The following is an 11,726-nucleotide window of genomic DNA, read 5'->3' on the forward strand; positions in this document are numbered from 1 at the left end:
AAATGTGTTCATTTCAATGACATGTCTATACTGACATGTCAAAAATCTACACATGGATAATCCGATGAGCATGGCGTTCAGCGTGCAAGACCTCGACTACCTCACGGCTCTGGGCCCGGCGGCGCTCAACGACGGCCCGGTGGCCGCGCTGGAGCACGCGTGGCAGGCTTGCCGGAGTGGCCAGGTCGAACGCCCGGTGGCGGTCCGCCAGGTGATTTGGGATTCATGGCGGCGCAGCGTCGAGGCCGGGATCGACCCGGCAGACAACGCCTACCGCTTTGCCAGCGCCGATACGCTTGCCGCCACCCTGGCCAGCCATCGCGTGCTGATCGCCGCAGCAGCGCAAGTCATGCATGGGCTGTTGGCCTACAACCCGCGCGGCCATATCAACCTCACCGATGCCGATGGCACCACCCTGTATTTCTGTGGGCTGGATATCACCCCCGTTGGCAGTCGCCTGCTCGAGTCGGTCCAGGGCACCAACTGCACCGGCCTGGCGCTGGCCGAGGACCATCTGGTGTACGTGCTGGCCGAGGAAAACTTCGCCAGCGGCCTGCGCCAGCGCCGCATGCACTGCGCCGCTGCACCGATCAAAAACGCCCAGGGCCAGACGCTGGCCATGCTGACCCTGACCGCCGAACCCGGCTGGTTTCACTTTCATACCCTGGGCACGGTGCAGGCGGCGGCCGAGGCAGTGTCGCGGCAAATGGCCCTGCAAGGGTTGTTGGAAGAACAGCAAACAGTGCTCGAAGTGCTCAACGAAGGCTTGGTGGTACTGGATGAGCGCGGCTGTATCAAGGCCCTCAACCGTTATGCCCGGCAGTTGTTCGGCGTGGGGCTGGAACTGCTCGGCCAGCCGTTCCAGCGCCTGGGCCGTAGTGAATTGAGCGACGCGCTGGGTGAGGCGGTTCGCGATCTCGACTGCACCTTTCACCTGCACAACCGCAGCCAACTTGCGTGCCTGGTCTCGGTGTGCCCGCTGGAGCAGGGCGGGGTGATCGTGTCCCTGCGTGAAAACCGGCGCATCCGCGAGATTACCCGGCGCATCGTCGGCACCCAGGCGAGCTACACCTTCGACACCATCCAGGGCAACTCGCGGGCCATCCAGGACGCACTGCACCTGGGGCGCATCGCCAGTCGCAGTGAGTCCACCACACTGATCCTCGGCGAAAGCGGCACCGGCAAGGAGCTGTTCGCCCAGGCCATCCACAATGCCAGCGACCGTGCCAATGGCCCGTTTGTGGCGGTCAATTGCGGCGCGATCCCACGGGACCTGGTGCAAAGCGAACTGTTTGGCCACGTCGAAGGGGCCTTCACCGGCTCGGCCCGTGGCGGCTCGGCGGGCAAGTTCGAATTGGCGGATGGCGGCACGATTTTTCTCGACGAAATCGGCGACATGTCCTTCGACGCCCAAGTCAGCCTGTTGCGAGTGTTGCAGGAGGGCGAAATCACCCGCGTCGGTGCAAAGAACTCGCGGCAGGTGGACGTGCGCATCATCGCCGCCACCCACCGCAACCTCAGCCAGGCAGTGGCCGAGGGTGCATTCCGTGAAGACCTCTACTACCGCCTCAATGTGCTGAACCTGACCGTGCCGCCCCTGCGCATGCGCCGTGAAGATATCCCGCTGCTGGCGCGGCACTTTCTTGCGCGCTGTGCGCGTTCGCAGCGTAAGACGGTGCAGGGCTTTTCCCCCGAAGCGCTGGAAATGCTCTCGACCTACGCCTGGCCGGGCAATGTGCGTGAGCTGGAAAACAGCGTCGAGCGCGCCACCAACCTGGCGACGGGCGAACTGATCCAGGCGGCCGATTTACCGTTGGAAACCAGACCGCGCGCCACGCTGCGCCACTACGAACCGCAGCCCGCCCAGGACCTGAGCAGCCACGAAATGCACGCCATCGTCGCCGCACTCACCACCACCCGCGGCAACATCCGCCTGGCCGCGCGGCAACTGAACGTGTCGCGGGGTGGGCTGTACAACAAGATGAGCCGGTTTGGCCTGAGTGCCGCACATTTTCGCAGCCCCGTATAGCCGGCGCCTTCATAGTAGGGGTGGGCAGGTAAGGATCGATGGCGCGGTCTTTGGCTGAACTGCGGGCCACCGATTCCAGCAGCGGCGAGGACTGTCCCAGATGGCTTTGCTGACCCCTTACAAACCATGAAAAAACGCTCCTCACCGATCGTTCCCGCGCTCTGCGTGGGAATGCCTCCACGGACGCTCTGCGTCCCGCAAGCACCAGCCCTCAAACCCCCATGTTCTCCGACGTCACGATCTGCGGCGCTATATGCACCCGATGCCGCAGCGGATCAAACCCTTCGCCACTCTGCAATTGCACCAGCAACTGCACCAGTGCGTACGCCGTCTGCCGGGGCTGTGAGTCCATCACCACATCGATCAGGCCCTGGCTCAGTGCCTGGCGGGACAGCGCGGTGGACTCCTGCAGGATGCTGCACAGCGTCGGGCGCTTGGGCAGTTGCGCCAGGGCGTTGATCACGCCGTCGCCGCCACCGCCGACCACGCACAGGCCGCGCAGGTCGGTGTGGCGGGTGAGCAGGTCGAGGGTGGCTTCTTCGGTGATATCGCAGTTGTCGAGGTTGATCAGCGGCTCAAGCGGCTTGAGGCCCGGCGCGTGTTCGGCGAGGTAGCTGTGCAGGCCTTCGACCCGCGCCTGGTGACCGAGGAAACGGTGGCCACCCAACAGGATCCCGACGCTGCCTTTGCGCGCGCCGCAGGTGCGGGCGAGCAGCCAGCCCATGGTGCGTCCGACCACGTGATTGTCCTGGCCGACATAGGGCTCGACGCCGTGTTCATGGATATCCGAGAGCAACGCAACCACCGGCACGCCGGCCGCACGGATTTGCGCCAGGCAGGCGTTGATCAGCGGATGGGCAAAGCTGACCACCGCGAGCGCATCGCATTGCACGGCGAGTTGCTCGATCTGCGCGACGATGGCGCTGGGTGTGCGGTCGTTGATGTAGTCGAACTGACAGGTCAGGTTGGCCGTGGCGTGGTGCTGCGCGGCGTCGCTGATCGAGTGTGCGAGGTTGGCGTAGAACGCCTGGGCGGTGCCCAGCAGCAGGATGCCGAAGCGGTAGGTGGGACGGCGTTCGCGAATGCGTTGGCCGATCAGTCGCGCGGCGAAATAGCCCACGGCTTCGGCGGCCTGGAACACCTGTTCGGCAGTGTCCGGGTTGACCGGCGCGCGGGCGTTCAGGACCCGGTCGACGGTGGCCACACTGAGGCCTGCCTGGGCGGCCACGGTGGCGATGGTCGGGCGTTTATTGTTGTTCATGACAGGCCCCTTGAGCGTCTTGATAGAAAACTATCAAGCCCCGCTGGGCCTGGATGATAGCTTGATAGGGAATGGATTCAAGGCCTTGAGGGTGATTTACCCAGGCTCTATGGTTTCTTTCGCAAGGCACCTGAACACCCACGCTTGCGGAGAACAATAACAATGCCTGGACACACCGCTCACCCCACCCGTCGTGACTACAGCCTGACCGGCCCTGAGGCTGCCCGCGCGGCGGAAAAAGGCCTGGTCTCGGCCAGTTGGTACCAATCGCCGATTTCGCGTAAACGCATGAAAGAATTGATGCAGCGCCGCGACGGCCCGGCCTTGCTCGACACTGCTCTCTGGATCTCGGCGCTGCTGGTCACCGGCTTTGGCGGCTACTGGTTCTGGGGCTCATGGGCCTGCGTACCGTTCTTCATGGCCTACGGCGTGCTCTACGGCACGGCGTCCAACCCGCGCTGGCATGAAACCGGCCACGGTACCGCGTTCAAGACTCGCTGGATGAACGACGCGCTGTACCAGGTGGCGAGCTTCATGTGCATCTTCGAACCCCATGTGTGGCGCTGGAGCCATGCCCGGCATCACACCGACACCATCGTTGTCGGCCGCGACCCGGAGATCGTCGAGCCGCGCCCGCCCAGCCTGTGGATGATGTTTCTCAGCCTGTTCAACCTGCCGCTGGCCTGGAAAACCTTCAGTGGCGTGGCCCGCCATGCCATCGGCCAGATGAGTGCGCAGGAGCAGGACTTCATCCCCGAATCCGAGTGGCCCAAAGTGTTTCGCGCCGCGCGTATCTGGGTCGGCATTTATGCGCTGGTCATTGGCACTGCGCTGTACCTGCACAGCTGGCTGCCGCTGATGCTGGTGGGCCTGCCGAGCCTCTATGGGGCCTGGCTTGGCTACCTGTTCGGCCTTACCCAGCACGTGGGCCTGGCCGAAGATGTGCTGGACCACCGCAGCAACTGCCGCACCATCTACATGAACCGCGTGCTGCGCTTTATCTACATGGACATGAACTACCACCTCGAGCACCACATGTATCCGATGGTGCCGTACCACGCCCTGGCGCAGCTGCATGAAGAGATTCGCGGCGACTGCCCGCCGCCGTACGCGAATATCCTCGAGGCGTACAAAGAGATCCTGCCGACGATCTGGAAGCAGCGCAGCGATCCCACGTACTTCGTGCAACGCCCGATTGGCCAGCGCACCCAGCCCGCCGCCACGACCGCCGTGCATGCAGAAGCCACTGCAGGCTGAGCCCCTTAAAAAACAAGAGATAATCGCCATGAACGATCAATGGATCGACGTCTGCGCCGTGGGCGAAATAGACGAAGAAGACGTGATGCGCTTCGACCACGGGCCACACACCTATGCGGTGTATCGCTCGGCCGAGAATGAGTTTTTCGCCACCGCCGGCCTGTGCACCCACGAAAAAATCCACCTCGCCGACGGCCTGGTGATGGACCACGTGATCGAGTGCCCCAAGCACAACGGGCGTTTCGACTACCGCTCCGGCAAGGCCCTCGGCGCGCCGGTCTGCGTCAATCTCAAGACTTATCCGGTGCGGGTCGAAGCGGGGCGGGTGTTGCTCGCCGTCACGGCCGCAGGATGAACGACGCCCTGATCATCGTCGGCGCCGGCCATGCCGGTGGCCGTGCGGCGCTGACCCTGCGCGAAGAAGGCTACACCGGGCGCCTGATCCTGATCGGCGATGAAGCGCATTTGCCCTACGAGCGCCCGCCGCTGTCCAAGGGCTTGTTGCAAGGCAGCATCGACCTGGCGGGGTGCAGCCTGTGCGACGAGGCGCGGCTGGCCGAGTTGGACATTGAACACATTACCGGCAACCCGGTGCGCCAATTGGACCCCGCGCAGCAGCGCCTGCAATTGGCCGACGGCCAGTGGCTGGCCTATGCCGGGTTGCTGCTGGCCACCGGGGGCAGGGCGCGCCGCCTGCCCCAGGCCCAGGCGAATGTGTTGTACCTGCGCACCCACGATGAAGCGCTGGCCTTGAAAGCCGCGTTGCGCCCTGGCGCTCGGCTGGTAGTGGTCGGTGGTGGCTTTATCGGCCTCGAAGTGGCGGCAACGGCGCGCAGCCTCGGGTGCGACGTCACCTTGCTGGAGGCCGGTCCACGCCTGGCCGGGCGCGTGCTGCCGCCGGTTATCTCTGAAGCCCTGCTGGACGTGCACCGCCTTCACGGCGTGGAGGTGCGCTTGAATGTGGCCCTGGAGTCCATCGACGCTGACGCGGTAGTGCTGGTCGATGGGCAACGGTTGCCCTGCGACCTGGTGGTGGTCGGTATCGGCATGCAGCCCAATATCGAATTGGCTGCAGCGGCGGGCTTGGACGTCGGGCAGGGCATTCGTGTCGACGCACACTTGCGCACCAGCGCGCCGAATATCTACGCGGCCGGCGATGTCTGCGAGTTCCGCCTGGACGGCGAGTATCAGCGCCAGGAAACCTGGCGCAATGCCGAGGCCCAGGGCCGGCACGCCGCGCTGAACCTGCTGGGGCGCGAGCTGGCGTTCGAGTCGCTTCCCGGTTTCTGGTCCGACCAGTACGACTGGGGCTTGCAGACGGTCGGCGTGAGCACCGCGCTGACCGTCAGCCGACCCTTGCCCACGGGCGGCCTGCTGCTGTTCTACCTGGATGCCGAGCACCACCTGCAAGGCGCCTGCGGCTGGGCGCCGGGCAACAGCGTGGCCAAGGACATCAAGCTCTGCGAACGGCTGATCAGTGCACGCGTCCCGCTCAACCCCACCAGCCTGGCCGACCCCGACCTGTCGCTTAAACAATTGCTGCGAGGCTGATATGCGCCAATTTCTGGTATTTCAATCGCTGTGGGCCATGCAAACCGAGCCCGGCCCCCTGGAAGCACAGCTGGAGCGCATCGCCGCCGCGGGCTTCGATGGCGTCACCGACCATTACTGGAAAGCCTCGGATGTCGCGCGCCTGCACGCCGCCGCCAGCGCACGCGGCTTGCAGATCGAAGGCCAGTTGTTCCCGCAGACCGTGGATGATCTGGCGGCGGCGCTGGATGTCATCAGCCGTCATGGCTGCCATCACCTGACCCTGCAAGCCGATGTGCGGCCGCGCAGCCAGGCCGAGGCCGCCAGGCTGGTCGAAGGCTGGCAGCGCCTCGCCGAGCAGGTGGACTTTCCGGTGCTGCTGGAAACCCACCGTTATCGCCTCACCAATGACCTGTTGTTCACTCTCGACCTGCTGGCGCAGATGCCCGACCTGAAGCTGCTGGCGGACCTGTCGCACTACGTGGTCGGCCGCGAGTTGCCCGAGCCGGGGGCCGTCGAGGATGATCAACAGATACGCACGATCCTGCGTCACAGCTGGGGCTTTCATGGCCGCGTGGCGAGCAGCGAGCAGGTGCAGGTGTCGCTCGAATTTCCCCAGCATCAAGCGTGGGTCGAGCGGTTTACCGGCTGGTGGCGCTACGGCATCGAGGACTGGCTGGCGCGTCCCGACACCCCGCAGAGCCTGTCTTTCACCTGCGAACTCGGCCCGCCGCCCTATGCGATCACCGGCGCCGACGGTCGCGAGATCAGTGATCGCTGGGCCGAGGCGCTGAAGCTCAAGGCGTTGATTCGCGATGTGTGGCAGGAGTGTCAGAAATGATCTGCTAATCTGCGCGGGTTCACTCTCGCCCTTAGCCTGGATTTGCCCCATGCCGACTTCCTCCGTTCAGCCGCCTCTTGAGCCGCAGTCCGTCTGCCACCCGATCACCAGCAGCGCAATCTTCATGGTCGCCACCGTCACCCCAGGCGGTGAAGACCACGTGCGTGCCTGGTGCGCGGACATCGCCGGGCTGGTGCGTTCGGTGGGCAAGCGTGTGCCGGCGGGCAACTTGACCTGTGTCTGCGGGTTTGGCGCGGATGCCTGGGATCGATTGTTCGGCGCACCACGCCCGGCGGCGCTGCACCCGTTCCGGGAGTTCGGTGTGGAAGGGCGCATGGCGGTGTCGACGCCCGGCGATATCCTGCTGCATATCCGCGCCGAGCAGATGGACCTGTGCTTTGAACTCGCCACCCACGTGATGGCTGCGCTGGGCGACAGTGTCAAGGTGGTGGATGAAGTCCAGGGGTTCCGCTACTTCGACATGCGCAGCATCATCGGGTTTGTCGACGGCACGGAAAACCCGGTAGGCCGCAAGGCCGTGGGGTTCACCATCGTCGGCGCCGAAGACCCGGAATTCGAGGGCGGCAGCTATGTGCTGGTGCAGAAGTACCTGCACAACATGACGGCCTGGAACGGCCTGACAGTCGAAGCCCAGGAGAAGGTGATCGGGCGCACCAAACTCTCGGATATCGAGTTGGATGAGGAGACCAAGCCGAGCAACTCCCACAGCGCATTGACGGTCATCACCGACAAGAACGGCGAGGAAGTGAAAATCCTGCGCGACAACATGCCCTTCGGCCGCCCGGGTGCCGGCGAGTTCGGCACCTACTTCATTGGCTACGCGCGCTCGCCGGAGCCTCTGGAGTTGATGCTGGAGAACATGTTCGTCGGCCGCCCGGTGGGCAACTATGACCGTTTGCTGGACTTCAGCACGGCGGTCACCGGCGGCCTGTTCTTCGTGCCCTCGGCCGACCTGCTGGAAGAGCTGGCCGACCGAACGATCGGGCAATAGCACGACCCAGGAAGCACGCATCCCAACTGCAGGCGCCGGCAAGCCGGCTACTACAGGGGGGGGGGTTAGCTCAGCAAGCCGGTGCTGACTGCGACGATCAGGAACACCCCGAGCAACGCGCGGTAAATCACAAACGGCCAGGTGGAGAACCGTTCCAAAAACTTCATCAGGCCCCAGATCGCAAAGAATGCCGAGACGCTGGCCACTACCAGGCCAAAGAGCAGGTGCGGCCAGGCGTGCACGGGCATGTCGGCGTGCAGCAGCACCCACAGCTCTTTCAAGCCGGCAAGGGCGATGGCGGGCAGGCCGAGGAGGAACGAAAATCGCGCGGCTTCCTCGCGTTTGAAGTTGAGGAACAACGCGGCCGTCAGCGTCGAACCGGAGCGCGACACGCCGGGGATCAGCGCGCCGATCTGCGCAATGCCAACGATCAGTGCATCGCGCAGGCGCATCTGGCTCATGTCGCGGGTATGCCGGGCACGCACTTCGGCCACCGCCAGCAGCACGGCCATCACCACGCAGGAAATGCCGATCACCATCAGCCCGCGCAACGGCGAGTTGCAGGCGTTCAACGTCGAGGACAGGGCCAGGCCGGCAATGCCGATCGGAATGGTCGCCAGCACAATCGCCACCGCCAGCTTGAACCACTGATTGTTATAGTCGCCCTGGCGCACCGCACCGATGCTGCCGGTGACCACCTGGCGCACATCACGCCAGAAATAACTGACCACCGCCGCCAGCGCCGCCAGCTGCATCGCCGCCGAAAACGCCGAGCCGGGATCCTGCCAGCCGAGCAGGGCGGGCACCACCCGCATGTGGGCGGTGGACGACACCGGCAGCAGCTCGGTAATGCCCTGGATCACGCCCAGGATAAAGATCTGCAGGTAATCCAGGGAGGCAAAGCCTACATCCAGGCCGGCGGAACAGACGTTTGTCAAAATGCATGTCCTTGGAGAAAAAGGGGAGGGCTGGCGGAGTTTATTCCAAATGTTTCAAAGTTTTAGGCCGCGCCAGACAAATCCGCATTCGGTTCAGCAAGCAGAAAGGTTAGACAATGTATTGGCCTGGCGAGAGGATTTGTGAACAATGGCGCCCTGCGTTTTTTCACCGAGACCCCCATGCCTGAAACCACTGTTGAACTGATCCAGACCGGGCCCGAAGACGCCGAGCTGATCCGCAATCTCTACCAGTACTACGCCTACGAGTCGTCGGACTGGGAGCAGGAAGACGTCGAGGCCGATGGCCGCTTCTACATCCACGACGAACACCTGACCCGTTACTGGCAGGATCCGCAGTGGAGCGCCAACCTGCTGCTGGTCGATGGCTATATCGCCGGCTTCCTGCTGATCGAAGGCAGTGAGTTGCCGGGCCTCGACGCCCTGGAACTGGCCGACCTGTTTATCCTCAAGCGCTATCGCCGCAAAGGCATTGGCCGCGCCATCGCCACGCAGGTGTTGTGCAGTGGTCACGCCAATTGGCTGGTGCGCTTCTATGACCAGGACGAAGTGTCCCAGGCGTTCTGGCGCACGGTGCTGGATAACCTGCCACGCCCGGTGCAAACCCTTGAGCTGGACGATGACCCGCAACTGGTGAGCTACCTGATTACCCGCGCGGCGCTGCACTGAACACAGGGTTGAACGCAAGGCGGCCAAGCCGCTCCTAGCCTCGTCGGCCACCCTGGCCCTGAATTTCACAAGGATGCGAAATACCTATGTCTGCTTCGATCAAGTACCTGGCGGCGGCTGCCGCACTGCTGATGCTCGGCGGTTGCGTGACCCTTTCGGGTGACTACAACGTCACGGCCGTCGACGTCTCCGGCGCGCCGATCCCGATGGTCATCACCAGCCACGGCAGTGCCATCTACTCGTCGCGCAACATGTTCTGCCAGAACTTCCCGAAAGCCACGGTGACCATCCGTGACCTCAACACCGGCGAAGAGCTCAAGAGCGAAAGTCCTTACCACTGCCGCTAGGGCAGGCGCGGGTTTGCCCCAAAAGAGGCTTCGGCCTCTTTTTTGTTGCCTGGAGAAAAACACCGCTTAGCCAACAATGTTTTTATATGTACAAAAAAACATTTACAAGCCGAGCTTGTACTGTGAATATGTCCCGGCGAATTTAAAAAAACAAAAACCATCCGCGGCACTGACCTCAGGCCAGGCCATAACAACAACGACCTAACACAGGCTTGAAGCCGGCTCCTGCCCCAGGCCGGTCTCTTCAGCGAAGGAGAACATCTCCCGTGAATCGCTTACTCAATGGCACGCTGTGCGTCACCCTCGCACTCGGCGCCGGCCTTGCGCAGGCCCAGACCACCTTGCGCGTCGGCTTGAATGCCGACATCCGCAGCACCGAGCCGGGCGTCAACCGTGACGAAAACACCGACACGGTGATGCTGCACATCGTCGAAGGCCTGGTGGCCCACCGTGAAGACGCCTCCGTCGGCCCGTTGCTGGCCCGTGAGGTGCAACGCTCCGCTGACGGCATGACCTACACCTTCAAGTTGCGCGACGGCGTGCACTTCCAGAATGGCGCGACCTTGACCGCCGCCGACGTGAAGTGGACCTGGGAGCGCTACCTCGACCCGAAAACCCAGTGGCGCTGCCTGGCCGAATTCGATGGCCGTGGCGGGGCAAAAATCACCGGCATCGATGCGCCGGACCCGCTGACCGTGGTGTTCCACCTCGACCAGCCCAGCGGCCTGTTCCTGGCTTCCATGGCGCGCCCCGATTGCGGCGGCAGCGGCATCCTGCACCGCGATTCGCTGGCGGCGGACGGCAGCTGGAAGGCGCCGATCGGCACCGGCCCGTTCAGCCTCGATGAATGGAAACCCGGCCAATACGTGGTGCTCTCGCGCTTCAAGGACTACAGCCCGCGCGACGAGGCCGGCCCGGATGGCTTTACCGGCAAGAAGACCGCATTGGTCGACGCCGTACGCTTCATGGTGATCCCCGACCCGTCATCGGCCAAGGCCGCGTTGATGTCCAACAACATCGACCTGCTGCCCAATGTCAGCGCCAGCGATGCCCAGGAGTTGAAAACCACGCCGGGCGTGCAGATCTCGTTCAGCCCGATCATGGCGATCTGTGGCTTGCTGTTCCAGACCAACGACCCACTGCTCAAGGATGTGCGCATCCGCCAGGCCATCGCCCATTCCCTGGACTACGGGCAAATGGTCAACGCCCTGTCCAACGGCACTTCGGAGCCGAACAACTCGGCCATCCCCCAGACCAGCCCGTTCTACAGCGCCACCGCCAGGCAGGGTTATCGCTATGACCCGCAGGAAGCGCAGCGCCTGCTCAGCGAGGCCGGCTACCACGGCCAGCCGATCAAGATGATCGTCAACAAACGCTATTCGCAGATGTTCGACATGGGCCTGCTCAGCCAGGCGATGGCGGTGGCCAGCGGCCTGAATATCCAGATGGAAACCCTGGAGTGGGGCACGCAGCTGGAGCGCTACCAGAGCGGCAACTACCAGATGATGGCGTTCTCTTATTCGTCGCGCCTCGACCCGGCCACCAGCTTCGATTCGCTGATGGGCGACAAGAGCAAGGAGCCGCGCAAGGTCTGGGACAACCCCCAGGCGCAGGCGGTGCTGCGCGAAGCGGTGCGCGAGAGTGACACGGCCAGGCGCCAGGCGCTGTTCGACCAATTGCACACGATGATGATCCATGACACGCCAATGGTGATCATCTACAACGGCACGGTCGCCGCAGCGCTGCGGGACAGCGTCAAGGGCTTCCATTCGTGGCCGGTGTCGTCGCCACGGTTGTGGGGCGTCAGCCTCGCTGCCCATTAAC

11 protein-coding genes are annotated in these 11,726 nt (G+C 63.7%); 9 read left to right on the forward strand and 2 right to left on the reverse strand.

Annotated elements, in window-relative coordinates; translation table 11 throughout:
• Positions 1-64: 64 nt before the first annotated feature.
• Complete coding sequence (locus tag NTD80_RS22380; RefSeq protein ID WP_262135073.1) at positions 65-2,029, forward strand: sigma-54 interaction domain-containing protein; 1,965 nt, start codon at positions 65-67, stop codon at positions 2,027-2,029.
• Between the two features lie 211 nt (positions 2,030-2,240).
• On the opposite strand, the gene NTD80_RS22385 is transcribed toward NTD80_RS22380, so the two are convergent.
• Positions 2,241-3,290, reverse strand: coding sequence for a LacI family DNA-binding transcriptional regulator (locus tag NTD80_RS22385; RefSeq protein ID WP_262135041.1), 1,050 nt, complete (start codon positions 3,288-3,290; stop codon positions 2,241-2,243).
• 162 nt (positions 3,291-3,452) lie between these two features.
• Between NTD80_RS22385 and NTD80_RS22390 the strand changes: the two genes are divergently transcribed.
• The 5 genes from NTD80_RS22390 to NTD80_RS22410 are packed head-to-tail and all read left to right on the forward strand — an operon-like array spanning position 3,453 to position 7,930.
• Entirely contained in the window at positions 3,453-4,547 is a 1,095-nt protein-coding gene (locus NTD80_RS22390) for a fatty acid desaturase family protein (protein WP_065905837.1), read from the forward strand.
• A 28-nt stretch (positions 4,548-4,575) separates the two neighbouring features.
• Positions 4,576-4,902, forward strand: a complete 327-nt coding sequence (locus NTD80_RS22395; RefSeq protein ID WP_065905839.1) for a MocE family 2Fe-2S type ferredoxin — start codon at positions 4,576-4,578, stop codon at positions 4,900-4,902.
• A complete protein-coding gene (locus NTD80_RS22400) occupies positions 4,899-6,098 on the forward strand; it encodes an NAD(P)/FAD-dependent oxidoreductase (RefSeq protein ID WP_262135042.1) in 1,200 nt (399 codons plus the stop codon). Before NTD80_RS22395 ends, NTD80_RS22400 begins: the two co-directional genes overlap by 4 nt.
• A gap of 1 nt (position 6,099) precedes the next feature.
• Entirely contained in the window at positions 6,100-6,918 is an 819-nt protein-coding gene (locus tag NTD80_RS22405; RefSeq protein ID WP_262135043.1) for a sugar phosphate isomerase/epimerase family protein, read from the forward strand.
• A gap of 49 nt (positions 6,919-6,967) precedes the next feature.
• On the forward strand, positions 6,968-7,930 hold the full coding sequence (locus tag NTD80_RS22410) for a Dyp-type peroxidase (RefSeq protein WP_262135044.1): 963 nt from the start codon (positions 6,968-6,970) through the stop codon (positions 7,928-7,930).
• A gap of 65 nt (positions 7,931-7,995) precedes the next feature.
• Here NTD80_RS22410 and NTD80_RS22415 read toward each other — a convergent pair whose 3' ends face one another.
• A complete protein-coding gene (locus tag NTD80_RS22415; protein WP_106804390.1) occupies positions 7,996-8,868 on the reverse strand; it encodes an undecaprenyl-diphosphate phosphatase in 873 nt (290 codons plus the stop codon).
• A gap of 180 nt (positions 8,869-9,048) precedes the next feature.
• Between NTD80_RS22415 and NTD80_RS22420 the strand changes: the two genes are divergently transcribed.
• From NTD80_RS22420 to NTD80_RS22430, 3 genes are all read left to right on the forward strand, one after another.
• Positions 9,049-9,555 (forward strand): GNAT family N-acetyltransferase, encoded by a 507-nt coding sequence (locus NTD80_RS22420; RefSeq protein ID WP_065906117.1) that lies wholly within the window; start codon positions 9,049-9,051, stop codon positions 9,553-9,555.
• 86 nt (positions 9,556-9,641) lie between these two features.
• Complete coding sequence (locus NTD80_RS22425) at positions 9,642-9,902, forward strand: hypothetical protein (RefSeq protein ID WP_107339021.1); 261 nt, start codon at positions 9,642-9,644, stop codon at positions 9,900-9,902.
• Between the two features lie 266 nt (positions 9,903-10,168).
• Complete coding sequence (locus tag NTD80_RS22430) at positions 10,169-11,725, forward strand: ABC transporter substrate-binding protein (RefSeq protein WP_065905851.1); 1,557 nt, start codon at positions 10,169-10,171, stop codon at positions 11,723-11,725.
• Position 11,726: the final 1 nt, after the last annotated feature.

This window comes from Pseudomonas sp. 13B_2.1_Bac1, from assembly GCF_025466155.1.
In the GTDB taxonomy this organism is placed as follows: domain Bacteria; phylum Pseudomonadota; class Gammaproteobacteria; order Pseudomonadales; family Pseudomonadaceae; genus Aquipseudomonas; species Aquipseudomonas aylmerensis.

Bases quoted from the DNA above. Each gene is read 5' to 3' on its own strand.
- NTD80_RS22380 (WP_262135073.1), top strand. From the start codon at position 65: ATGAGCATGGCGTTCAGCGTGCAAGACCTCGACTACCTCACGGCTCTG.
- NTD80_RS22385 (WP_262135041.1), bottom strand. From the start codon at position 3,290: ATGAACAACAATAAACGCCCGACCATCGCCACCGTGGCCGCCCAGGCA.
- NTD80_RS22390 (WP_065905837.1), top strand. From the start codon at position 3,453: ATGCCTGGACACACCGCTCACCCCACCCGTCGTGACTACAGCCTGACC.
- NTD80_RS22395 (WP_065905839.1), top strand. From the start codon at position 4,576: ATGAACGATCAATGGATCGACGTCTGCGCCGTGGGCGAAATAGACGAA.
- NTD80_RS22400 (WP_262135042.1), top strand. From the start codon at position 4,899: ATGAACGACGCCCTGATCATCGTCGGCGCCGGCCATGCCGGTGGCCGT.
- NTD80_RS22405 (WP_262135043.1), top strand. From the start codon at position 6,100: ATGCGCCAATTTCTGGTATTTCAATCGCTGTGGGCCATGCAAACCGAG.
- NTD80_RS22410 (WP_262135044.1), top strand. From the start codon at position 6,968: ATGCCGACTTCCTCCGTTCAGCCGCCTCTTGAGCCGCAGTCCGTCTGC.
- NTD80_RS22420 (WP_065906117.1), top strand. From the start codon at position 9,049: ATGCCTGAAACCACTGTTGAACTGATCCAGACCGGGCCCGAAGACGCC.
- NTD80_RS22425 (WP_107339021.1), top strand. From the start codon at position 9,642: ATGTCTGCTTCGATCAAGTACCTGGCGGCGGCTGCCGCACTGCTGATG.